The organism is Pseudomonas asturiensis (assembly GCF_900143095.1).
Classification (GTDB): domain Bacteria; phylum Pseudomonadota; class Gammaproteobacteria; order Pseudomonadales; family Pseudomonadaceae; genus Aquipseudomonas; species Aquipseudomonas asturiensis.
Window position 1 is genome coordinate 111,253 of record NZ_FRDA01000013.1, and the last position, 24,711, is coordinate 135,963.

Here is a 24,711-nt window from a genome sequence, read left to right on the forward strand (position 1 = left end):
AATCATGACAGAACATAAGCATGCCAAAACGATTCGGCGGTACTTCGACGCTTGCAACGAAGCTGATTACGACAAACTCGTTTCCTGTTTCACACCAGGCGCCGTCCACTACTTTCCGGATGGACTGCCCGAGATTCCTTGGCGTACCGCGGACACCATCGCTCGTAAATGGCAGTGGTGTGTGGAAAACCTTGGTTCGCAGTGGACTATCGAAAAGATCCTTGTAAGCCACGATAGCGACGAGGCCGTTATCGAATGGACGCACTGGAAAACCAAGCTGGGTACGGCTCTTCGCGGTGACGAATGGTACATCTTCGACAAAGACACCGGATTGATTCAAGAGATTCGCGCTTACTACGCGTCACCAGCTGACAAGCAAGTCAGTGTCAACGAACTTGTCGCTTTTGATTACAAAGGTCGGGGTTACCACCTTGAGCCGCTAGGTGCTCCGAAAACGAAGGAGTCAGGAACATGAGCCAGTCCAATCCCAATGCCTTGATTGATGCAGCGGTCGAACTAGCATTACAGGCCGCGCCACGACTGGCGCAAGCGAGCGCCGCTGAGCGGGCTTCGCTGCTTACGAAACTTGCCGAAGTACTGGAATCTCATCAAGAGGATCTGGTGGCTATAGCTGATGAAGAAAGCAACTTGGGTTCTGCTCGCCTTAACGGTGAAGTGGCACGTACCGCATTTCAGCTGCGCGGATTCGCTGACCAACTTCGTGCAGGTGCAGCACATCGACGAATTGTGGATGAAGCTGTTAATGGCCCTCCTCCGTCAGGTCGTCCGCAGCTCACGCGAGTATTGCGCCCGTTAGGCCCAGTGGCGATGTTTTCGGCTAGCAACTTTCCATTTGCATTCTCTGTGCTGGGCGGTGACACCGCATCGGCGTTAGCTGCAGGATGCCCAGTCGTGGTTAAGGCTCACTCGGGCCATCCACGCCTTTCGAAGGCAGTTTTCGATTTAGCGAGTGGGGTCATAAAATCTCTAAACCTGCCTGAAGGTGTATTGACGCTGATTGAGGGTGCTTCCCGTGGAACAGGTGGGTACCTCGTACAGCATCCCGGTATTGCAGCAGTTGCATTCACTGGCTCCTACCAAGGTGGCACTGCGCTCTGGCGGCTGGCTAACGAACGCTCGCGCCCTATTCCATTTTTCGGTGAGTTGGGCTCCATCAATCCATTAGTAGCGCTTCCCGCGGCGCTTGAGTCGGACGGTCACAACCTTGCCAGCGCACTGGCAGGCTCGATCACCATGGGCTGTGGCCAGTACTGCACAAGCCCGGGTGTCATCATCTTGCTCAAGGGCGAAACAACTGACCGGTTCATTGAACAAGTGAGTGCCGGGCTCGCACCGATTCAAACGCACGCGATGCTGACGACATCAATGCGCGAAGGCTTCGAGCATGCCAGCGCGGAAGTTGCAAAAAGCGCTACAACGGTGATTCAAGGTGACGATAGCGAAGGCCCCGCTCCTCGGTTGTACAAGACCGATGCGGCGTCGTTTATAGCAAAACCACAACTGCGCGAAGAAATGTTCGGGCCGGCAGCGCTAGTGGTTGAGGCTTCAGATATTTCTCAAGTGGTGGATGTGCTCCAAGCGATTGGCGGCACGCTGACTACCACCCTATGGGGGGCGAATGAAGATATCCCGGATAGCCGTGCTTTGGTAAGCGCAGCCGAGAGGATTTCAGGGCGCTTGCTCTTCAAGGGTGTACCAACAGGTGTAGCGGTTTGTGCTGCTCAGAACCACGGTGGCCCGTGGCCTTCGTCGACTGCGCCGCAGACGACTTCGGTTGGATATGCGGCCATTGAGCGATTCCTGCGCCCAATAGCTTTGCAAGATGCCCCAGCCTGGGCCCAACACTAAGCGGAGGATTCATAATGATGCGACATATCGTGATGTTCCGCCGCCTGCCGGGCGTAGATGCTCAGCCCTTGCTTGAGGCGGACTTAGTTGCACGGATGCGGGCATTACCCGAAAAGATTGATTTTATTCGAGACTGGCGCGTTGTGGCTAACGAGCTCGAACGTTCCATTTGCTGGGATTATCTAATCGATTCCGAATTTGATAACGCTGATGCGGTTGCACGCTATCTGCCGCACCCCGCACACCAAGCGCTAGTAAAAGATCTGAAGCAATACTTCGAATGGGCTGCGGTCGACTACACCGCCTGATACTTCAGACTATAACAACAGTCGCGCCCCCATGAGGGCGCGCGGAGACATTGATGAATAATAAAAAACCCTATCGCTGGACGATATTGGCGATGCTGTTCGTAGCCATGGTCATCAACTATGTTGACCGGGCAGCACTTTCTATAGCAATGCCTTTTATCACGCAGGAATATCACCTGACGCCCTCAGAGAAGGGCATGATCTTCAGCAGCTTCTTTTTCGGTTACGCCTTATTTTGCTTTGTAGGCGGCTACCTGGCAGATCGCTTTGGGCCTAAACGCGTCCTGACCTGGTCAATGGGCTTTTGGTCTGTACTGTGTGGCGCAACAGCTCTAGCGTTCAATTTCTGGTCTCTCCTGATCGTGCGGGCACTGTTCGGGGTCGGCGAAGGCCCGGTGAGTACGACAGCAAACAAAGCCATTAATAGCTGGTTTCCGGTCAAGGAACGCGCTCGTGCAATCGGATTTGCTCAGGCAGGCGGGCCCTTGGGTGGAGCATTGGCTGGCCCCATAGTTGGCTTTCTAGCCATTTGGCTGGGATGGCGCGTAGCGTTTATTGTCATTGCATCATTCGGCCTGTTGTGGGCGCTGGCCTGGTGGAGGATGGCGACGTCGACTCCTGTCGAGCATCCCAAAGTAAGTCCGGAAGAGCTGGCAGCAATCAATGACGAACGCGAAGTTCCGGTACAAGCCATAGGTGATGCTCCAAGAACACCCGTGCTGAAGATCATCGGACAGCGTGCAGTCATCGTTATGGGCCTTTCACTGTTTTGCTACAACTACATCCTGTACTTCTTTATGACATGGTTTCCGAGCTATCTGATTGATGCCAAGGGCATCGACTTGAAGTCCATGAGCATTGTCACTGCACTCCCTTGGTTCGTCGGCACGTTGGGTTTTATCGGTGGCGGATTGCTCATCGACTGGGTTTTCAAGCGCACAGGTCGCCGATTATTTTCCCGTAAGGTTGTGCTGGTTACTTGCCTGCTAGTCGCTGCCCTGTGCGTGGGTTTTACCGGCCAGCTCGAAAGCGTGACGAGCGCGGTAGTAGTCATGACATTGGCAGTCGGCTTCTTGATGCTTTCGGCGCCTGCGTACTGGTCAATGATTCAGGACGCGGTGCCTGATCACCAGGTGGGAACTGCTGGTGGGTTTATGCATGGTTTGGCGAACCTCTCCGGCATCGTCGCGCCTACAGCCACTGGTTTGATTATTCAGTCCACTGGTACCTATGGCAGTGGCTTTGCTCTGGCTGGCGGTCTAGGAATTATAGGTGCTTTGATCGTGGCGTTTTTTGTCACTAATAAAGCGGTCGCTAACCCTGAACTGGCTATAGCTTGAATTCGGAAGCTAGGCCGATCATTGGCCTAGCTCTGGCAAGAACGAGGAACCTCAGCGATGAAAACCTTATTAATTACCGGTGCGGCTGGCATCGTGGGAACTGCCCTGCGTCCTTTGTTGCGCGCCCACTATCATCTTCTATTGCTTGATCGACGGCCTATTGCGGATCTGCAACCTGGTGAGAGCGAGCTCATCGGCGACCTCTCAGACCCGGAGCTGGTTGAGCAGGCTGTTGAAGGTGTGTTTGGAATACTGCATCTCGCGTGCGCGCATGGAACAGGTATTTGCTTCCAGGATACAGTCGAGCCTAACTATCATGCGACCCTCTACCTGCTAGAGGCTGCTCATAGACATGGTGTCCAACGGTTCATCTTTACCAGTAGCCATCATGTGATCGGGCAATACCGTACAGATGCTGCCCACCACTTCGATAACATGCCATCGGCACCGGATAGCTACTACGCCATGAGCAAAGTATTCGGAGAAGCAGCCTGTGCCGCTTTCACACACCGCTATCAGATGGCGACATTTGTGATTCGTATTGGCAATGCCGATGCGCAGGTAGCAGACGCCCGCCGCCTGCGGATGTGGACAAGCGCTCGTGATCTCGCTCAGTTGGTAAGCATCGGGTTGGAGCATCCTGAGATAGGTCATGAGATTGTGTATGGCGTATCAGACAGTCCTAATCCGTTATTCCACAATGCCCGCGCGAGAGCGCTCGGCTACCGACCTCAAGATAATGCTCAGGACAACCTCTCCCCCAGCTACCTTGCCTACGAGGCAATGGATCCTGATGCCTCTGGACGCGATCATGTTGGGGGCGCCTACGCTGGCGCTCAACTGGTGAGTTTGCTCGGTGCGCGTGCATGAAAATCGTAAGCTTGAAAACGTTTATCGTTGAAATCCCTTTCCATGATGGGGGTAAAGAGAAAGTCATCACTCCCATGACCTGGCACACCTTGGAGAATGTTCTCGTTCGCTTAGAGGATGAGCTGGGCAATGTGGGGTGGGGCGAAGCCTTTGGGTACTTCGTGTCAGCGTCAGTCCGGGCCATGATTGATCGCCTTATTGCGCCCTTAGTGGTCGATAAATTGGTCACCGATATTCCTGCGTGGAATCTGCAGACTCAGTTGCAATGCCATATTTTCGGACGGTATGGGATTACCATGTTTGCCCTGTCCGGTGTCGATATGGCCCTCTGGGATCTTAAGGCTCAGCGTGAAAGAGTTCCTCTCCACCGCCTTCTTGGGCAGCAGAGCCGGGATGCCATTCCTGCCTATGCAAGCTTGGTTCGCTATAGCGACAGCACCTTGGGCCCTGCGGCCTGCGAACGTGCGTTGCTCCAAGGCTTTAAGCACATCAAGCTGCATGAGAACTCTGTGGATGAAATCGCTGCATGCCGTCGGGCCATTGGAAACGATATTCCTCTTGCGACTGATGTGAATTGTTCTTGGACGATCAATGACACCCGGGAATGGATTCCTGCCCTGGCTGACCTAGGTTTGGCATGGTTAGAGGAGCCCATTTTCCCGCCGGAAGATTACGTTGCGCTTGCGAGTTTGCGAGGGAAAGGTGTATCCATTTCAGCAGGCGAAAACTGGTGCACCTCCGTCCAATTTGAAAGCGCTCTCTCGCAAGGCGCCGTCGATTCAATCCAACCTTCCGTGACAAAGGTTGGCGGCATAAGCGAATGTCTGCGTATTGCGAAGTTAGCAGCGAAGTATGAATCCCTTGTCCTACCACACAGTCCGTATTTTGGGCCCGGTCTGCTTGCAACCCTGCATTTGGCCGCTGTTCAGCCTGACGTACCTTTAGTTGAGTATCACTTCGTCGAAACCGATGGCTGGCTGTACGACATAAAAAGTCTACGCCAAGGAGAGATGATGAATGTGCCCGCGGGATCAGGGCTAGGACTTGAACTCAACATGGATGTCATGGAAAAGTTTAACCGTAAATAATTATTAGCTTACGCAGTACCACGCCCCCGATGCGCAAAAGACGCATCGGCAGGGGTTTTGCACGTTCAAAATCCGGATCTAATTAATGAAAACTTTAAAACTGCAGAATTCCATCTGGGAACTTGATCTTGCGCCCAGCTGGGGTGGTCGTGTATCAGCGCTAAGAGCAGAAGGTCTAGACATCGTCACCCCATTAGTGGCCAGTACATTCGATCCCGTTGTGTGGCCCAAAGGCGGTATCTATCCATTGATGCCCTACTCCAATCGCTTACGCAACTCGAGCTTGTCACACGGCGGATTGACAGATGCACTGCCCGTACACCCAGCAGCCGCACCTCATAGCCTCCATGGCGTCGCGCATACACTGCCTTGGGACGTGATTAATCAGGACGAAGAAATCATTATTCTTCGCTGCCTATACGAGGGCGAGCACTGGCCGTGGCCGGTGCGTTTCGAACAACGCTTCGCACTGCAAAAGAATCGCTTAACCATCGACCTCAAAGTGACCAATCTAGGCACTTCATTGATGCCTGCCGGCCTTGGTCTGCATCCCTACTTTCAGCGACATAAAGAGATGCAAGCGCAGTTCAATATAGCCGAAATCTGGGAAATCGATAGCGACTATCTCCCCACAGGAGTAGTTCGTTCAAATAATCAGCTGATCGTAATGGATAACGAGCTGGACGAAGAGCTTGCTCTATATGGCGGAGGCTGGGACGGTCAACTTCAAGTTAATTACCCACAAGGCCAACTGATTGTCGAAACCCAATCGCCGCTGACTCATTTCATCGCTTTTGCGCCCCAAGACGCACCTTACTTCTGCTTGGAACCTGTTTCCCACGTGGCGGACGCGTTTAATACCCCCCCATCAGAATGGAAAAAAACAGGCACTCAACTTCTGGAGCCACAGCAATCTTTGACGGCCTGTGTGGCTTTCATTTGGAATAAAAAATAACCGCATCTTCCACACCCGCATGACTTATTCTAAGGAAAATAATAACAATGAAATCCTGCCTGTTTCGTCAGTCTGCCATGCCTGTCATTACGCTTGTAATAACTCTCCCCGCCTGCGCTCAAGCTGACTTCTATGAAGACGGTAAGGCAAACCTCACGCTTCGCAATTTTTATTATAATCATGATTTACGAGATTCAAGGGCACCAGCCCAATCCAAAATTGAAGAGTGGGCGCAAGGATTCATTTTCAGAGGTCAGTCGGGGTACACCGATACACCAGTTGGCCTTGGCCTGGATGTATACGCAGGGCTGGGGTTAAAGCTGGACTCATCGCCGGATAGAAGTGGCAGCGCCTTGCTTCCAGGAGCCTACAAACGTGCTGGGGCGCCTCGTAACGCTGATCCTCGCTCACATGACGAATACTCAGAAGCCACAGCTGCAGTAAAGCTCAAAGTGTCAAAAACCGAGCTGAAAGTAGGCGGGTTGTTCCCTAAAATTCCGCTTGTGTATGCGGGAGACTCTCGTCTACTCCCTCAGTTCTTCGAGGGAGCGATGCTCGACATCAATGAGATAGAGCACTTCTCATTCAGTCTTGGGCAAATGCGTCAGGTGAACTATCGCGAATTCAGCGGAGCCAAGGCTATACAAACTGGCAATTACTTGAACGCTTCAAGCGATAGGTTCAATTACCTAGGGGGTACATGGTCTCCCGATGGCAACCTTTCAGTAGGGGTCTGGGCTGGACGCCTTGAGGATGTCTATCAGCAAGTCCTCTACACGGGCAGTAAATTTGTGGATGTCGGCTCTTGGCGATTCGGAGGGACACTCAACTATCTCGACAGCAGGGAGAGCGGTTCCGCGTTGGCCGGCAAGCTGGATAGCCGAATGACGTCCGGTTTACTAAGCGCCGCATACGGTTTTCAAAAGATCACCTTGGGGTACCAGGACAATGCCGGAGACAGCGCCCTGCCCTTTCTCCACGACACAGACCTGCCCGGGGTCGCGAATGCTATCCAGGTGCTTAGATTCGATCGTGCAGGTGAACGATCTTGGCAAGCGCGTTACGACGTCGACTTTGCCGGGCTAGGAGTACCGGGACTTACCGCGTTTACTAGATACGTTCGAGGCGATAATTTTGTCGCCAACGGGCAAGAGGGCAAAGAGTGGGAGCGCAACATCGACATCAGCTACGTCATTCAAAGTGGTGCGCTCAAAAATCTAGGGTTTCGACTACGCAATGTCGAAATCCAGGGAGACGTAACCGGGAGGCGCGACGAGAATCGCGCCATCATTTCTTACACTTACGCGCTTAAATAGCTTCACGTAGGCCCACGCGTGATAGCCGCCGACTCACCGCGGCTATCTAAAGGCGCACTCATCACTGTGCCTGACCATGGCGCAGTCTTGAGCGCTTCGCGACTCACGGCTTGGCGCGCTGACGTGATGAACAAAGTTCCTCCTTGCGCACCGCCGAAACAAAGATCCGTAGGGGATGCAACGGGCACCCCAAGCATTCGCTCAAGCGTCCCTTCCCGGTCAAATTTAACGATGCTCCAACCACCCGAAAGAGCAGTCCACACCCCACCATCCAGATCCACCGCAAGTCCACTCAGCAGACCTGAGCCTTTGGGAAGAGTTGCGAAACGACGTACCTGACCGGTGGACTCCAGGCGGAATATTGTCCCTGAATCGGCGGCTAGCGCGAAGAGCTGCTCACTTGGGGAATCCCAAGCCAGTGCGCTGATGGCTTCATTGAAATGCCAGTGGCTAGAAAGCGTTCCATCACGATTGATTTCTCCAACTTTCCACTGGCCGCCAGTCATGCGAATTACAGCCCAGAGCTTTCCCGCACGATCAGTACACAGGCAAGTCGGTACACCGAAGCCCCACTTCCCACGCGCACGGATTCGTCCTGCAGTGATAAAAAGGTACTCATGATCCAGCGCTAAAAATACGCCATCCGGTGTGAGTTCCATACCAATAATGGGATGCTCAGGTCGAAACACGCTTTGTGTACCATTAGCATCGTGCCGATAAACAGCAGGCCCTAATCGATCTGCCCAATACAAGCATTTTTCGCTGTCACTCCATCTTGGCAGCCCCCCCTGAAACGCCCATTTCTCACTCAGCGGCTGCAGTACATCAGATCGATGATGTGTGTGATGTACAGCCAACTGGCTACCGACACGAATTGCAGAGGCTGCTACCTCCGGGCCTAGCAAATCCAAACGCTCACGGGTTAGGCGGTATGCAGGCCCAGCGATACTTAAAGCGCCCCGGACATGTCCTGCGGAGTCGACTATTGGAGCAGCTACGCAGCGAATGCCAAGCGCAATCTCTTCGTCATCGATGCCATACCCCCGAGCCCTGGTAACCTCCAATTCAATAGTCAATTGCTCACGATCGGTGATGGTCAAAGGGGTGAGCGCTGTCAGTTGCATGTGCCTCACAAGATCTCGTCGCTCGCTCTCGGGCATAACGCTAAGTATGGCTTTGCCCTGCCCTGTGCAATGCATGGGCTTGTGCTGTCCCATAGCTGCGGCAGACCTGTGGGTATGTGCACCGTCACACCGCTCTAGCGAAAGCACCTTGTCATTGTCTCGAATCGCCAGATAAGTCGTTTCGCCAGTCAAATCGCGCAATGCACGTAATTCAAAACTTGCAGCTGAAACAAGATCTGGTTCCAACCATGCACCGCGTACCATCTCAAGATAACGGAAGCCCAGCTTATAGCGCTTCGTCGAGGGGTCACGTCGAACCATACCCCGATCTACGAGCAGCCCAAGCAGCCTGTACAGGGTAGACCGTGGAAGTCCCACTTGCAGCGCCAACTGCTGCGTATCCACGCCTTCGCTGGCCAAACCAATAGCTTCAAGCAGATCAAACGCTTTTTCTAACGCAGCAGTGCCTTTGCCCGCATCCATCAAAATTCCTCCATTTTTAAAAAATGGAAATACCACAGTCCGAGAATCTTTCCTTGCTATTGCAGCCGATTCTATAGAGGCAGGCTCACGATGTGGGAATCCCGCATCTGCAATACGCCTCCTCCCGCTTAATGAATTGGGACGCGCTAGGGGGTATCAGGCAAGTACCCCAATCTGCCAAGGGCAAAACTCGTCTTCGCCCAGACCGTTCAGCTCGCTTTTAGTCTGCTTTCCAGAGGCGTGGGCCAACAAACATTCAAAAATTTCCTGCCCCATCTGTGCGATGCTTTTGTCACCATCAATTATTTGGCCGCAGTTGATGTCCATGTCATCACTCATGCGGTGATACATGGGCGAGTTGCTGGCCAGCTTGAAGGTGGGTGCGGGAACCGAACCGAAGCAAGAGCCGCGACCTGTAGTGAAGGCTATAAGGTTGGCGCCGCCGGCAATCTGTCCTGTCGCTGAGACAGGGTCATAGCCCGGCGTATCCATGAAGACCAAACCATGCGCAGTAACAAGATGGGCGTACTCATATACCTCCATCAAGGGCGCATTGCCGCCTTTCTTGGCTCCGCCTAGCGACTTCTCCAAGACATTGGCAAGCCCTCCTGCATTGTTGCCAGGGCTGACACGGCCGTTGATTTGGGTGTCTCGGCCGCGGTTATACTCCAGCCACCACTCGATACGATCAATTAGTTTACGCCCCACTTCATGGGTCACTGCACGAGCCGTAAGCGTGTGTTCAACGCCGAATATTTCTGATGTTTCCGAGAGAATCGCGGTACCACCGTGACGCACCAAAATATCAACTGCGGCACCGAGCGCTGGATTAGCAGATAGCCCCGAGAAGCCGTCAGAGCCCCCACACTGCATGCCTACGATCAAATGCTCAGCCGATACGGTCTCACGTTTGATGTTGTTTGCCTGGGGCAGCATGGCCTCGATCATTTTGATTCCTTGATCGACAGCTGCCTTTACTCCACCGACGTCCTGAATCACCAATGACCTGAGCATATCGTCCAATTTCAACTGCTCTTGCTCGATAAATCCGTAGATGTTGTTCCGCTCGCAGCCAAGTGCAACAAGCAAGCCGCCAGCGGTATTGGCATGTTTGATATGCCCGCCGATAGTACGCCGGAGCAGGTTCATAGGTTCACCCGTCATCTCCATCCCGCAACCAATCTCATGAACATAGGGCACGACACCGTCGATGTTAGGAAAGGCTGCGAGTCGTTCAGCGTCGAAATGATTGGCGATCTTGCGTGCCACTGTTGCACCGCAGTTGCCTACAACAAAGACTCCTAGATAGTTACGGGTAGCAACCCTCCCGTCCTCACGTATGATTCCCTGAAACGTCGCACGCTGTTCCGGGGCAAGCAGATCAGTGGGCACGTAGTCCTGCCCGTAGCGGTAATCCCGGGCGGTTTCGCCGAACTCAATGTTATGACTGTGCATCCAGGTGCCCGGCAACAGGTCTTTGCTGGCGTAACCAATCACAGTGTTGTACTTGAGTACTGGCTGACCCTTTTCGATCATCCGCGCAGCCATTTTATGGCCGAGCGGTACGTCTTGGAGGGCGATGATCCCTTCGCTTGGAACTTCGGTACCTGCGGCAATTTCAGTTCGTGCAACCACGACGTTGTCAGCGCTGTCCAGGCGGATCACGGGGCTTACTTTTTGAAGACTCATTTGCTTTCACCATGCTGAGGTACAGGTCTTTTCGCCTGCAATTAAGGCGTAACGCATGTCGGCGCGCTGGGCTGAAGGTCAGTTTCAGGGGCGCTTGCCGAACTCGGCGTGATCAACAGTCCACGCCAAAGCCTGGTCGCTGAGACTAAACCCCAGCCCTGGACGATTGGGCACTTGCATGCGGCCGTTGCGCAGCACCAACCGCTCGTTGAACAGGGGTTCAAGCCATTCGAAATGTTCCAGCCACGGCTCAAGGGGATACGCGGCGGCCAAGTGCAAGTGAATCTCCATGGCGAAGTGCGGAGCCATGTTCAGCCCCTTGAAGCTCGCAAGATTCATGATCTTCAGGAAGGGAGTGATACCACCGACTCGCGGAGCATCTGGCTGCACGAAGTCGCACCCAGCAGCGGTGATCAGCAGAGCATGCTCGCCGAAGCTTGTGAGCATTTCCCCCGTCGCGATCGCTGTATCGAGCGATGCTGCCAACGCTGCGTGCCCTTCATAGTCATAGGCGTCGAGTGGCTCCTCGATCCAAGTCAGATCGAATTGCTCCAGACTACGGCCAAAACGTTGAGCAGTAATTCGATCCCACTGTTGGTTGGCATCCACCATGAGGGGGAATCCCTCGCCGAGACGTTCACGAACTGCCTTGACACGCTCGAAATCAGCCCTGGTATCGGGCTGCCCTACCTTGATCTTGATACCCCCAATCCCGCTCTCACGAGATTGATCGACATTATCCAGAACTGCTTCTAGCGGCGTGGACAGATAGCCACCGGAAGTGTTGTAGCACTGAACCGAATCGCGATGAGCGCCCAGCAATTTGGCAAGTGGCAGCTTTGCGCGCTTGGCTTTCAGATCCCACAGCGCGATGTCAAAGGGGGCTATGGCCTGTGTCGTGAGACCGCTACGGCCCATGGACGCGCCTGCCCATAAAAGCTTCGTAAACAGACGAGCTATATCGTTGGGATCCTCCCCTAACAGCGCAGGTGCGATTTCCTTGGCATGGGCGTACAACCCCGGCCCACCTGCGCGCTTGGAGTAGCCGAAACCGATGCCTTCATGCCCTTCTCGGGTACGAATCTCAGCAAAAATAAAGGCAATCTCAGTAAGGGGTTTTTGACGGCCAGTTAAAACCTTCGCATCGCTGATCGGCGCGGCGAGAGGTAAAATGGTGAGCGAAAGTTTGATCCACTCAATACGGTCAGTTGTTGCCTCGCCGACTTCCATCGAGGCTATCTTCGGGTCGATGTACACGTTGCTTTCGATCATGTTCGTTCTCCGTCATGCGTGTCGTGTCGATTATTTCGAAGTAAGGTCGGACATTCGCAGACGCTGTATGCGACCTACGATGAACAGATAAGAGAAGGCAGCCAGAAAACCGTGTGCTCCAACGTAGATCAGCGCACTATTGAAGGAGCCGCTGGAGTGGAGCAGATAGCCGATAACTACAGGGGTAACAATCCCGGCAACGTTGCCCATGGCATTGAATACCCCACCCGTCATGCCTACCATTTCGCGTGGGGCCGTATCGGCAACCACGCTGAACCCGAGGTTGCCAAAGCCTTTGCCAAAGAAGGCAAGGCTCATCACAGCGATCACCAGCACCTGTGAGTCGACGTAGTTGCACAAGATCATGGTCGAGCTGAGAAGCACGCCGGTAACGATCGGGGTTTTTCGGGCGATGCTCAGCGAGTTTGTGCGGCGCACGAGCCAATCAGAAAAGAAGCCTGATGAAACGGCTCCGATCAAACCGCACAGTGCTGGAATGGAAGCGACGAGACCCGCCTGAAGAATATCGAAGCCGCGCTCCTTCACCAGATAGATAGGGAACCAGGTCACGTAAAACCAGGTTATTGCACTCACGCAATATTGACTGATGAACATACCTACTAGCATTCGACTCTTGAACAGAAGTCCTACTTCAGCCAACTGCGACATGGGCGTGAGCCCAGCTTCAATTCCTGTCTTGCGACCTTCCAGATCAACCAGGCCCTCGCCTGCACGAATGTACTCAAGTTCGGCAGCATTCATATGCGGATGCTTGATAGGTAGGTAGTACAGCTTCCACCAAATCACAGCGATCACTAAGCCCATGAGCCCCATCACAATGAACACGTATTCCCAACCGAATCGGTAGCATAACCACCCCATCAGCGGCGTGAAGAAAGCCAGGGAAATGTATTGGGCGCTGTTGAAAATTGCACCGGCCATGCCTCTTTCAGAAGACGGAAACCAAGACGCAATCACACGTGTGCAGCCTGGGCCCACCGGGGACTCAGCGACTCCAAGAAGAAAACGCAACCCGAGAAGAAGTGGCACCACCATGCCAATGAAATGCACCATTCCCATGAAAACGGTGAAGATCGACCAGATGGTGATCGCGGCTGCCAGCACTTTTTTCGAGCCAAAACGATCAGTTAGCCACCCGGAAGGAATGAGGAATATGACGTAGGCCCAGCTGAATGCTGAAAACAGATACCCCATTTCAACGGGGCTGATACCGAGCTCCTTGCTCATATCCGAGCCAGCAACCGAGATAGCAGCTCGATCGCCGCTGCTCAGGGCTAGGACAATGGTAATCAAGGCAAGCGTCAAATAGCGATATCGTGTTGGACGAACTGCTTTGGTCGCAGCTTTGACACTCGGAAGATCGCCAGCGCGCACGGATGCATCGGCCGGTGAAGATGGACTGGGTAGGTTCATGGGAGCCTCATTATTTTTATTGGCTGAGTGCCCGATCATAACGACAGCGATAACTGCAGAGAGCACATGACAGCGCTACCAAAATGACAGCGCTGTCACCAATCCTAAGCCCCAAGTTGTTGAGCAGCAATCCTGGGGGGAGGGGAAAATCCCAGCACATGGGATTCGGCGAGTATGATTTCAATAGCTGGTCTTTTATCGCTACACTCAAAGCGTCCCGTAGACCTCAGAAGCTGCCCCTCATGTCCGATACAAGCATTCCATCTCGTCCAGCTAGAGTGCCTAGTTATGTGCCTGTCACATTGGATGATGTCGCAAAGCTTGCCCAGGTATCTGCAATTACCGTGTCTCGCGTTATCAATCGCCCAGATATGGTTTCCGAGCGCACGGCCAAACGGGTTCGTAAGGCTATCGATAAAACCGGATATGTGCCCAACCTTGCAGCAGGCAGTTTGGTATCACAGCGCAGCCGGCTTGTGATTGTGGTGATGCCAAGCATCGCTAATCATGTCTTTGTGGAGACCATTCGACACTTGTCACTGGCTTTAGCCAAAGAGCGCTATCAGCTGATGTTGATCCAATCTGAATACAGCGAAACTAGCGAAATGGAGCTTATCAGCACACTGCTTGCGCGCAGACCAGACGGGTTGGTACTGACGACATCCTTACGCAACCTCGAAGCAAGACAGCGCTTGCTCAGTCGAGATTTACCAGTGGTCGAAGCATGGGAGTTGAAGCAGGATCCGATCGACGCAGTCGTGGGCTTTTCGCATGCGGCCGCTGGCGCTGCCATGGCCAAGCACATGCTTAGCAGAGGCTATCGTCGATACGGGCTGGTATGGAGCAACGATGCGCGAGCTGCCTCCCGGCTAAAGGCATGTTGTGAGACTCTGCAGGCAGCTGGCGCAACCATAGCCAAGACAGTGATGGTGGAGGTGCCCGTTAGCGTCGCGTACGGACGTACCGGACTTTCGTTGGTACTTGAAAGCGACCCAGAAGTTGAAGCAGTCATTTGTAGCATTGATTTGCTTGCTCAAGGCGTCCTTGCTGAAGCACAGGCTCGTGGCCTGCATGTGCCGTCGCAGTTAGCCGTCATGGGGTTTGGTGACCTGGATTTCGCCGCCCATATTCACCCTCCACTTTCGACCGTGCGAGCCGATGGGGCGCGCATCGGCGAGTTCGCTGCGCGTTTTCTCTTACAAAGAATCAATAGGCAATCAGACCGGGGCACGCTGTTAGAGGATGTAGGATTTGAGGTCGTGGCACGCGAGACATCCTGACTGCATCTTGCGTAATTAGAATCATTGGCTCGATAACAATCTCGGCACCCAACCTGCGTTACAGGACTTTCAAGGATGACGACGGCTCCCTGAGCTTCGTCGTAGGCCGCCGAATCCTACGGGAGAAATTTTCATCACCACAGGGCCTGTTACTATGAAAACAGCTTCAGCAATTCGTAAGGCCTTGATTGGCTCCCTAGAATAAATATGCATACTAGAATGCACCTATGCACAGATCCCCGTCCAAAGGCGCCTCAACCAGACGATGCGAACGGGCTGCTGCGGGATGGCTGTAGCCATGGGCGAGCACCAGGCACGTAGCATTTCCCTTAAACTCAGGATTAGAAGTGCGACGTTGATTGCTCATGAGACACCTCTCGGTGGAGAGCACCCTTGCCTATCCGAAGCTGATTTGGCCATCTTCGCACATGGCTAATGTGCAATGGGAACATATGGCCCAAAGATGCTCAACTGCCGACTTGCATGATATGAATTTACCGAAAACACTTTTTTGTTCGCCGGAGATTGGACACCAGAACCTGTATTAACCTCCGCGACCTCAACCATGCCAACCGCCCGCTCGCCCGCCGAGGAAATTTGAACGGTTGCATCCAACAGCTGGCGAATTGAATCATGCCCTGAGTCAAGCGTAAGCACTTCGCTACGGCCCATAAGTCTCAGGCCTGAATTCCTCCAAGCTGGTCGAATATTGGTGCAGAGATGGTGGTGTTGTTCGGAAGGAATGAGCCCTCCTTGAAGCGGAGCCACGACCCCTCACTGCGGATATCATCGCCTCGACCACCAATGCTTAACGAGGAATATCTTTGGCGAGAGCATCCAACCAAGCGCCGCGCACAATCTCCAAAAAGCGGTAGCCCAGCTTATAGCGCTTCGTCGAGGGGTTACGTCGAATCATGCCCCGATCTACGAGCGGCCCTGGAGGGACTTTAGAGAGTAGACCGTGGGAGCCCAACTGCTGCATATCCCCGTCTTCGGGGGCCGAACCAATAGCTTCCAGCAGATCAGACGCTTTTTCTAACGCACCAGTACCTTTAACCGCATCCATAAAATCTCTCGGTTGCGGGAATGGAAACATCACATTCTGAGATTTATTCCTCAGATATGCCGCCTAATCTGCGACTTGAAGCTCACAATGTGGGAATGCTATTCTGCAATACGCCTAGTTACACTACTTGGCTCTGTGCCGCTAGCCTATTGACCATTTCTATCACAACTGGAAAAAATAGAAACTTATATTCAACTTAGAACTCTCACGGTGGCACCACGCGCCGCCCTGTTTTTTTGGGTTAACTATCGCATCTGTCTTTTTATCCACCGCGTTTGCCATGGGACTTGCCGCTGTGCAGCAGATCCAGCAGATCCAGCAGCGCATAATTGCGCGCCCCATTTAATTACCAAAAATAATAACTAGTCGTTGAAAAATATTGCTGCTACCTACTTCCCCAAGTTTTGGTTACCCAGACTATCCAGTACAGGAAGTGCAGTGGCAGCCTGCCATTCTTTTAGATGTTTGCAACCCTCATTATTAAACTCTGTGAGATTACTGCGTAAGTCGCATATCGTAGACCATTTCTGGCGAAGCGATGGATACTTTATAAACTCCACCCGCGTAGGTGGTTGAACAGTGGACATACGCAGAACCGAGAGCACCAAAATGGCTGACGCCCCGATACCAATAGCGCATTTTTTAGGGTTCATAGTGGCCTTCCGTTCATGAAGGGCCCTCAATAGAGGAGCTGAAATGACGAGCGCGTTAAGTGCTTAGAGAGCTAGACAACTATAAAAGATAAATGGATCGACAAAAGACCCATTTTCATTGAATTTCATAGGGCCATTTATTTATGGAACTCGCAAAGCCGAAGCGCCGATCTGTATCAGGCGTGGCATAGACTTCCTACTTTTTGCGCCAAGGGCTCAGTCTTTTATGTGAAGCCAGACAGCAGCAATTTGATACCTGCGGCCCCGAACACAAGCGTCAACACGCCCTCAATTGCTCTTCGAGCGCGCCTATAAGCGTGGATCATAGGCGCGGTTGAAAAAACAATAGCATAGCCGCTGAAAATGGTTACGCTCAGGATAGCGCAACCTATCAGGGTGATTACGACGGTGGTGAAGGTTGCATGCGGGCCCAAACCCAGCGTCATCGTTGCTATCCAGCCGAACAATGCCTTTGGATTCACCAAATGCATCATCAAACCCTTTTGATAAAGCTTAAAACCACTTGCAGAAGGGGCATTCACCATCTCAACCCTATGCTTTTCGTCGCTAATCAAAACTGAGCGTCCTGCTTTAAACGCGAGGAATAGCATGTAGACACCTGCCATGATTTTTAAAAATATAAGCACTTTGGGCGACGCTATCAGCGCAGCAGAAATTCCGGTAGCCGCCATTAGGCCCCAGAAAAAAGACCCACTGATAACGCCCGCTGACAGCATTAGTGCGGGGCGTCTTCCCTGATTCATGGCCACCCCCATGATTCGCATGTTGCTTGGCCCGGGGCTTGCTGCCCCGATGATGTAGATGCCAAACACGATCAACAAATGGGAAATATCTGATGACATTGGACACTTCGCTAGGCTGTCAAGCTGCTCATGACCTGCTGATTAAGCAAGATTGAGGTCTTGTATTACTGAGGAAACTGCTGAGCGAGCCGCACCTTGAACCGCTATTACCGGCAACGGAAGGCTTGGGCTCTGCACCAGACCAATAATCTCTGCGGCAGCGGCAACCACTCGGAGGCTGCCATGCTGTTTGAACAAGTCCCAGAGAGGCTGCAGGTAAGACGATAACTGGTTGGCCGTATCAGCGTTACCTAGCCGAGCAGCGTTTAGGATAGCAAGCGTGATTTCAGGGAACAGTCCACCAATTACGGAGTACCAAACCTCACAGCCAGCATTCAACCCTGTAGCGGCCATGGCATCCCCACTGACGCCGATGGTTACGTGGGTGGGAATCACTGCCCTGAGACGATCTACACGCGCTTTGGCCTCAGCCGGAGCAGCGGGTACTCCTGGGATTTTGATGGAAGCCACGTTTGGAAGCTCCGCAATACGTCCGTGTAGATCATCACTGAATATAAAATTCGTAGTCCCCGGGTTGTCGTATACAACCAGTGGCACTGAGAGGTTATTCGTCACCGTCTCGTACAGACTATAGACCTCATCTTCGGTAAGCTTCTGGTATGAAACAGGCGCCAAAAGGACACCCGCAGCACCCGCTTTCTGTGCGTCCTCAGTAAGAAACAGTACATCCCGCGTACTTAATGCGCCTATGCCTATGACTACAGGAACCGTGCCAGCGCTCTGGACTGTGAGCCTAGCCACCTGTGATCTCTCTTCCCGGTTAAGGTACATGTAACTCCCCGTCGAACCGAGAGCACCAATCGAATTAACCCCCCCCTTGACCAACCGCTCTACCAAGTTCCTGTAAGCGCGCTCATCAATACCCTGTTTGGTCACGGGCGTTAGGGGAAAAGCGCTGAGTCCGGTAAACATTTTTTTCTACCTTTGGCTATAGAATGACTAAAAAACCTAGTCAGGGTAACATTGTCACTGACTCAACCTATTTTGGCCTAGGACAAAAGTGAAAATCAAGGGAAAAACTTCGCTCGAAATTTTCGAGAGCGTAAGAGAGCTGGTCTGGATGGACAAAATTCGACCTGGGGAGTCACTTCCTCCAGTGCGTGAGCTTGCGGAAATTTTGGGCGTCAACCGCAATACTGTGTCTTCTGCCTACCAACGTCTTGCGAAAGCAGGGATCGCGATCACACAAGGTCGTCTTGGAACGACTGTTTGTGAACCGCGTAAGGCAGGCGAACAGGAAGGCTTGAGCATGGGCTCGGCGCTCATTGATTTAGCCGATGGGAATCCAAACCCTGCATGGTTGACTGACCTGCGCACATTGCCACTTGGTTGCCTGCCGGGCCCTATTCTCTACGGCGAGGAGACTTTCCTTCCCGACCTTCGTGAGCTCAGTCAGGAGTGGTTCAGTCCAGACTGTCCTGGTGCATTTGAGCTTGAATTGACCCATGGCGCGGTGGACGCAATGGAGCGATTAGCCAGTGCCCATCTTGTACAGGGAGACAAGGTGGCGGTAGAAGAGCCCTGTTTCTTGGGGACGATTAATGCTTTCCGCTTGGCAAACATGCAGATGCAGGCGGTTGCAATTGATGAGTTCGGAATGAAGCCCGACGAGATGGAAGAGGCTCTGCAAAATGGTGCGCGGGCAGTGCTAATCACCCCCAGGTCGCAAAACCCTACCGGTGCGGGTTTGAACGAGCAAAGGGCAGCGGAAATCAAAGGGGTATTGTCGCGGTATCCGAATGTATTGGTGATCATTGATGACCATTTCTCCCTGCTAGCAGAAACGCCGTCCCATTCGGTTATTCCTGAAAGCACCTCGCATTGGGCATTGGTGCGGTCTGTTTCGAAGGGGCTTGGCCCGGATCTCCGCCTTGCGATCATTGCTTGCGATGCATCCACAGCGACCCTGTTAAGAGCGCGTTTGTCGCCTGGAATGAGTTGGGTTAGCCACATTTTGCAAGCTATCGTTTGGACGCTTCTAACTTCAGTCGAGGTGAGAGCGCGCCTAGAAGCTGCTCGTCTTGATTATTCCCAAAGGCGGTTGTCAGTGGAGCGCGCCTTCAAAGATCAAGGGATAGAGACATTTGCGGCTAGCGGGGGGCTTAATGTTTGGCTGCCCCTCGTGCAAGACGAGAAAGACGTTGCCTATGGGATGGCAAAGAGAGGATGGCTGGTAAGAATGGGAAGTGCTTTTTCTGTGTCAGGCAAAACTCAGGCGATTCGGATCACGATCTCAAAATTAAAAGACGATCAGATAGAGCGTCTGGCCCTCGACCTAAAGCACGCCATGCTCGAATCCAGCAGAAGCTAGAATCTGTAGTGGCCAACTGACCCCGGAAATTGCGTTATGTTTTTCCTCGGCAACGACAGGCGCCAAGCACTCGCATCGTGCCCCTGAACTCTGACGCCCGTCACATTGATCGGGTCATCAACCTGAGAGTAACTTGGCGCCGCCCATAGCTTTGAACAGTCTTGGTAGGCAGCGCGTCGAATGCACTCAATGGCAGGGATGACCTCGCTCAAATTGTGAGAGTGAAATGCAGAAATTAATCAGAGTGCCATCGTCAAGCCGCTTTAATGCGCTGTGCAACGTTTCATTGTGAACCTACTTTCCGGTTCCATATCGAGCACGCGCGGCATTGTTCAAAGCTCCGTCGCAATGCCCTACGGCTTCTGCTCGATTTGCCCACCGCTGTAAGCATCTCTTGCGACGGTTACGTGTTTTTTCAATGGGAACACTCCGCAGACCACTACAAAGAAAAGAGGTACAAATAGCAAAGCCAATACCGTACCAGATAGCATTCCGCCGATGACTGCGGTGCCTAAAGCGTGTTGAGCCCCTGCCCCGGCCCCAGAGCCCAATACAAGCGGCAGTACGCCTAGAATGAACGCAAGCGAAGTCATCAGCACGGGTCGCAGACGCATCTTCACTGCATCCATTGCGGACTCAACCAAGCTCTTGCCTTGCTCGTGCAGCTCCTTAGCAAACTCAACTATCAAAATCGCGTTTTTGGAGGCCAAACCGATTGTGGTTAGCAATCCTACCTGGAAGTAAACATCGTTCATTTTCCAGGTAAGAATTGCCCCAACCAGAGCACCAAGCACGCCAAGCGGTATGACGAGAATGACCGATAAAGGAATCACCCAGCTTTCGTATAGAGCAGCTAAGCAAAGGAAAACAAAGAGTATCGAAATGCCATACAGAATTTCAGTTTGCCCTGACGAAGCCTTTTCTTGATGGGACAACCCTGTCCACTCATAACCAAAACCTGGTGGCAGCTCCGCGACGGCAGCCTCAACTATCGCCATGGCTTCACCGCTTGAAGCGGTTCCAGGAAGTGCCATCCCGAGGATTTCGACTGAAGGGAAGCCATTGTAGCGCTCCAGCTTTGGTGACCCTGAGACCCATTGTGCCGTTGCAAACTCGCTAAATGGCACCATCGCGCCCTGGCTGTTGCGCACGTACCATTGGCCAATATCCTGTGGCAGCATTCTAAAAGGCGCATCACCCTGCAACATGACTTTCTTCACGCGTCCCCGATCCAAAAAATCGTTGACGTAGCTGCTGCCCCAGGCAGCGGAAAAGGTATCGTTGATATCAGCCATCGATAAGCCCAAAGTGCCTGCCTTGTGCGTATCAATCTCAAGCCGAAATTCAGGTGCGTCCTCTTGTCCGTTCGCGCGCACTGCAACCAAACGTGGATCCTTCGTCAGTTTGGCCAGCAAAGTATTGCGCGCTTGCATCAAGGCATCGTGCCCAAGGTTTGCTCGATCCTGGAGCATCAAATCAAACCCTGTTGCATTCCCTAACTCGGCAACTGCCGGTGGAGCGAAAGGAACAATCTGAGCGTCTCGCACCCCGGCGAAGGCTTTCCAGGCAGCGTTTGCAACTCCCGACACACTCAACTCTTCAGTGGGGCGTTCAGCCCAAGGACGAAGCCTGATGAATCCTAAACCGATGTTCTGACCGTTACCCGCGAAGCTGAACCCTGATACTGTAAACAGACCCAAGACTGCCTTTTCTTGGTCGACCAAGAAATGATGCTCTACCTGTTTGAGCACCTCATCAGTGCGGTTTGTGGTCGCGCCAGGTGGTAATTGAATCAACGTGAACAGAGTTCCTTGATCCTCGTCCGGTAAAAAGCCCACAGGTATCTTGCTGAACGCCACAACTACCAACGCCAAAAGTACCATGTAGACGGCCATGTAGCGCTTGGGCCTGCCAAGCATATGCCCAACGATTCCTTGGTATCGGTGATTGCCTCGGTCAAAGAGTCGATTGAACCATCCAAAGAATCCTTTGTTGGTCAAGACGTGCCCGGGCGCAACCGGCTTGAGAAATGTGGCGCATAGCGCAGGCGTCAGTATCATGGCCACGAGAACAGACAAAACCATTGCGGAGACAACGGTGATTGAAAACTGCCGGTAGATTACCCCTACTGATCCACTAAAAAATGCCATCGGGATGAACACTGCTGCCAACACAATAGCCACTCCCACGAGTGCTCCACTGATCTGGCTCATCGACTTTCGCGTGGCTTCCCTAGGCGAAAGCCCGTCTTCTGCCATCACCCTTTCGACGTTCTCGACAACGACGATCGCATCATCCACCAACAAGCCAATGGCTAATACCATTGCAAACATTGTAAGCGTGTTGATGCTGTAGCCAAACAACGCCAGTACGCCAAATGTGCCTAGCAGCACTACTGGTACCGCAATCGTTGGTATCAAAGTTGCGCGAATATTTTGCAGGAAAAGGAACATAACAAGAAAAACCAGCACAATTGCTTCCACTAATGTGCGCACCACCTCCTCAATCGAGATGCGTACAAACGGAGTAGTATCGTAAGGCTTCTGAACCTTCATCCCGGGCGGAAAAAACCGCTGAAGCTCTGCAAGTTGCGCATCAATAGCTTTAACCGTGTCCAATGCATTGGCATTGGTGGCGAGCTTGATGCCCAAGCCCGCTGCAGGCTTACCATTGTAGCGGCTGGAGCTGCTATAGCTTTCGCTACCCAGCTCAATCCTGGCAACATCGCGCAACCGAACCCGCGATCCATCGCTTTGCGTACGCAGCAGAATATCCTCGAACTCAGCTGCTGTCCTCAAGCGGGTTTGCGATGTAATGGTAGCATTGAGTTGTTGGTTGGCCTGTGCGGGAAGAGCTCCTATCTGCCCTGACGATACTTGAACGTTCTGCGCCTGGATTGCTTGCTTTACATCTAATGGAGTTAAGCTGAAGTTCAATAGTTTACTTGGATCTATCCACACCCTCATAGCGTACGGAGAGCCAAACAGCGTCGTATCCCCCACCCCCTCTACTCGCCCTATCGCATCCTGAACATTGGCAGATACGTAATCGGATAGATCGGCCCCATTCATGCTTCCATCATCTGAAGTAAAAGCAAGAATATTGAGAAAGTTTGTGGCGGACTTGGTAACTTGCACACCCTGCTGCTGAACTTCGGCCGGAAGCAAAGGGGTAGCCAAAGCAAGTTTGTTTTGAACTTGGACTTGAGCAGTATCGGAATTGGTGCCAGTTTCAAACGTTAGAGTTATCGTAACGGCACCGGTAGATTCACTCGTTGAGGCCATATAACTTAGGCGATCCAGCCCCTTCATCTTTTGTTCAATAACCTGAGTGACCGTATCCTCTAGCATTTTGGCGGATGCGCCAGGGTAATTAGCGGTAATGGCAATAGCCGGTGGGGCAATAGTAGGATACTGTGCGATGGGAAGAGTAATGATTGATAAGACGCCCGCTAGCATCACAACAATGGCAAGTACCCATGCAAAAATCGGTCGATCAATAAAGAAACGCGACATAGTAGATCATCCGCCTATTAAAATGTATAAGACGAAGACGAAGCTTTGTCATCAGGGACTACAGGCTCTTGCCAAGGAGCGGTTGTGACCTCTATATCCGGCGCCGCCCGCTGATGACCATCAACGACTAGTTTATCGCCAGCTTGCAACCCTTTGCTAACAAGCCATTTATTACCTATTGCTCGCTCAATCAGAAGTTGTCTGCGTTGTAGCTTGTTATCTTTACCTACGACATACGCAAATGGCTTACCCGTGGAGTCTCTTGCGACAGCCTGTTGTGGCACGAGCAAACCATCCTCCTTGACCCCCTCCTCCAACAATGCACGCACATACATACCAGGGAGTAAATCAGCACGAGGATTGGGGAAAAGCGCACGAATTGTGATGGAACCGGCGGATGGGTCGACTGTAACGTCGGAGAACTCTAGTTTTCCCTCAAGCGGATAAAGGCTACCGTCCTCCAAGCGTAGCCGGACTTTCGCAGAATCAGCACCTGCTTTTTGCAGCTCTCCGCGCGCCAAAGAACGCTTGAACCGAAGCAGTGCGGCACTGGGCTGAGTGACGTCTACATAGATGGGATCGAGTTGCTGGATGGTTGCCAGAGCAGTGGACTGATTGGCGGTTACCAGTGCGCCAGGAGTTATTGTGGATTTGCTGATACGACCTGAGATCGGTGCATCGACGCGTGTATACCCTAGATTGATTCTGCTGCTATCAACGCTAGCTTGAGCGGCTTGAACGTCCGCCTCGCCCTGTCCAAGCGAGGATATCGCATCATCATAATCTTGACGGCTTACCGCCTGATATGTGGATAGCTCCTTGTATCTCTGAGTTTTCAATCGCAGGGAGGTCAGAGTGGCCTTGGCTTTAGCCAGAGTGGCTAGGTCGTTGTCAAGCGCTGCTTTATAAGTAGCCGGATCAATCTTGTACAACGCCTGCCTGGTCTTTACATCACTCCCCTCCACGAACTCGCGTGTCAACACAATCCCGCTGACCTGCGGACGTACTTCGGCGATTTGAAATGGCGAAGTCCGGCCTGGAAGCTCGCTAGTAAATGCCACTTTCTGAAGCGTGACCTCGACGATTCCAACCTGTGGAGTCCCTTGAGGGGGGGGCGCCCCCCCTGGCGCCTTACCGCAGGCGGCAAGCGCGCCGATTGCGGCGGCGGCCATTACTGGCAGAAAAATGGAAGCGAATAGCCGATTCATGATAACTCCGAGCACATTTTCGAGGAACGCCGAATAACGATACCGA

The 24,711-nt window shown here is 52.8% G+C and carries 19 protein-coding genes; 10 read left to right on the forward strand and 9 right to left on the reverse strand.

Going from position 1 to position 24,711, the window contains the following annotated elements; all coding sequences use genetic code 11:
• Positions 1 to 4: 4 nt before the first annotated feature.
• The 8 genes from BUB69_RS20680 to BUB69_RS20715 all read left to right on the forward strand — a co-directional run bounded on the left by BUB69_RS20680 (position 5) and on the right by BUB69_RS20715 (position 7,746).
• On the forward strand, positions 5 to 475 hold the full coding sequence (locus tag BUB69_RS20680) for a nuclear transport factor 2 family protein (protein ID WP_024667950.1): 471 nt from the start codon (positions 5 to 7) through the stop codon (positions 473 to 475).
• Positions 472 to 1,869: an aldehyde dehydrogenase (NADP(+)) gene (locus BUB69_RS20685; protein WP_073169982.1), complete on the forward strand. Its 1,398-nt coding sequence runs from the start codon at positions 472 to 474 to the stop codon at positions 1,867 to 1,869. The genes BUB69_RS20680 and BUB69_RS20685 overlap by 4 nt, the downstream gene beginning before the upstream one ends.
• A 14-nt stretch (positions 1,870 to 1,883) precedes the next feature.
• The gene (locus BUB69_RS20690) at positions 1,884 to 2,177 is read left to right on the forward strand and encodes a Dabb family protein (RefSeq protein WP_073169984.1); all 294 of its coding nucleotides are present in this window, start codon (positions 1,884 to 1,886) and stop codon (positions 2,175 to 2,177) included.
• A gap of 53 nt (positions 2,178 to 2,230) precedes the next feature.
• Positions 2,231 to 3,517: an MFS transporter gene (locus tag BUB69_RS20695; RefSeq protein WP_073169986.1), complete on the forward strand. Its 1,287-nt coding sequence runs from the start codon at positions 2,231 to 2,233 to the stop codon at positions 3,515 to 3,517.
• A gap of 57 nt (positions 3,518 to 3,574) precedes the next feature.
• Positions 3,575 to 4,387, forward strand: a complete 813-nt coding sequence (locus BUB69_RS20700; protein WP_073169988.1) for an NAD-dependent epimerase/dehydratase family protein — start codon at positions 3,575 to 3,577, stop codon at positions 4,385 to 4,387.
• The gene (locus tag BUB69_RS20705) at positions 4,384 to 5,475 is read left to right on the forward strand and encodes a mandelate racemase/muconate lactonizing enzyme family protein (protein WP_073169990.1); all 1,092 of its coding nucleotides are present in this window, start codon (positions 4,384 to 4,386) and stop codon (positions 5,473 to 5,475) included. The genes BUB69_RS20700 and BUB69_RS20705 overlap by 4 nt, the downstream gene beginning before the upstream one ends.
• An 85-nt stretch (positions 5,476 to 5,560) precedes the next feature.
• Entirely contained in the window at positions 5,561 to 6,430 is an 870-nt protein-coding gene (locus BUB69_RS20710) for an aldose epimerase family protein (protein ID WP_073169992.1), read from the forward strand.
• Between the two features lie 47 nt (positions 6,431 to 6,477).
• Positions 6,478 to 7,746 carry an OprD family porin gene (locus BUB69_RS20715; RefSeq protein ID WP_073169993.1) on the forward strand — a complete coding sequence of 423 codons (1,269 nt, stop codon included), beginning with the start codon at positions 6,478 to 6,480 and terminating at the stop codon, positions 7,744 to 7,746.
• 2 nt (positions 7,747 to 7,748) lie between these two features.
• On the opposite strand, the gene BUB69_RS20720 is transcribed toward BUB69_RS20715, so the two are convergent.
• From BUB69_RS20720 to BUB69_RS20735, 4 genes are all read right to left on the reverse strand, one after another.
• Complete coding sequence (locus BUB69_RS20720) at positions 7,749 to 9,389, reverse strand: IclR family transcriptional regulator domain-containing protein (protein WP_245825311.1); 1,641 nt, start codon at positions 9,387 to 9,389, stop codon at positions 7,749 to 7,751.
• Positions 9,390 to 9,509: 120 nt separating this feature from the next.
• Entirely contained in the window at positions 9,510 to 11,042 is a 1,533-nt protein-coding gene (locus BUB69_RS20725) for a UxaA family hydrolase (protein ID WP_073169997.1), read from the reverse strand.
• Positions 11,043 to 11,126: 84 nt separating this feature from the next.
• Positions 11,127 to 12,314: an L-talarate/galactarate dehydratase gene (locus BUB69_RS20730; protein ID WP_073169999.1), complete on the reverse strand. Its 1,188-nt coding sequence runs from the start codon at positions 12,312 to 12,314 to the stop codon at positions 11,127 to 11,129.
• A gap of 30 nt (positions 12,315 to 12,344) precedes the next feature.
• Positions 12,345 to 13,748 carry an MFS transporter gene (locus BUB69_RS20735; protein ID WP_084537144.1) on the reverse strand — a complete coding sequence of 468 codons (1,404 nt, stop codon included), beginning with the start codon at positions 13,746 to 13,748 and terminating at the stop codon, positions 12,345 to 12,347.
• A gap of 242 nt (positions 13,749 to 13,990) precedes the next feature.
• On the opposite strand from BUB69_RS20735, the gene BUB69_RS20740 reads away from it, so the two are divergent.
• Positions 13,991 to 15,028, forward strand: coding sequence for a LacI family DNA-binding transcriptional regulator (locus BUB69_RS20740; RefSeq protein ID WP_073170089.1), 1,038 nt, complete (start codon positions 13,991 to 13,993; stop codon positions 15,026 to 15,028).
• A gap of 808 nt (positions 15,029 to 15,836) precedes the next feature.
• Here BUB69_RS20740 and BUB69_RS20745 read toward each other — a convergent pair.
• From BUB69_RS20745 to BUB69_RS20760, 3 genes are all read right to left on the reverse strand, one after another.
• Positions 15,837 to 16,094 carry a hypothetical protein gene (locus BUB69_RS20745; RefSeq protein WP_141121884.1) on the reverse strand — a complete coding sequence of 86 codons (258 nt, stop codon included), beginning with the start codon at positions 16,092 to 16,094 and terminating at the stop codon, positions 15,837 to 15,839.
• 877 nt (positions 16,095 to 16,971) lie between these two features.
• Positions 16,972 to 17,610 (reverse strand): LysE family translocator, encoded by a 639-nt coding sequence (locus BUB69_RS20755; RefSeq protein WP_073170004.1) that lies wholly within the window; start codon positions 17,608 to 17,610, stop codon positions 16,972 to 16,974.
• 42 nt (positions 17,611 to 17,652) lie between these two features.
• Positions 17,653 to 18,543, reverse strand: coding sequence for a dihydrodipicolinate synthase family protein (locus BUB69_RS20760; protein ID WP_073170006.1), 891 nt, complete (start codon positions 18,541 to 18,543; stop codon positions 17,653 to 17,655).
• Positions 18,544 to 18,631: 88 nt separating this feature from the next.
• On the opposite strand from BUB69_RS20760, the gene BUB69_RS20765 reads away from it, so the two are divergent.
• The gene (locus tag BUB69_RS20765) at positions 18,632 to 19,942 is read left to right on the forward strand and encodes an aminotransferase class I/II-fold pyridoxal phosphate-dependent enzyme (RefSeq protein WP_073170008.1); all 1,311 of its coding nucleotides are present in this window, start codon (positions 18,632 to 18,634) and stop codon (positions 19,940 to 19,942) included.
• A gap of 353 nt (positions 19,943 to 20,295) precedes the next feature.
• On the opposite strand, the gene BUB69_RS20770 is transcribed toward BUB69_RS20765, so the two are convergent.
• Entirely contained in the window at positions 20,296 to 23,457 is a 3,162-nt protein-coding gene (locus BUB69_RS20770) for an efflux RND transporter permease subunit (protein WP_073170010.1), read from the reverse strand.
• A 17-nt stretch (positions 23,458 to 23,474) separates the two neighbouring features.
• On the reverse strand, positions 23,475 to 24,665 hold the full coding sequence (locus BUB69_RS20775; protein WP_073170011.1) for an efflux RND transporter periplasmic adaptor subunit: 1,191 nt from the start codon (positions 24,663 to 24,665) through the stop codon (positions 23,475 to 23,477).
• Between the last annotated feature and the right edge of the window lie 46 nt (positions 24,666 to 24,711).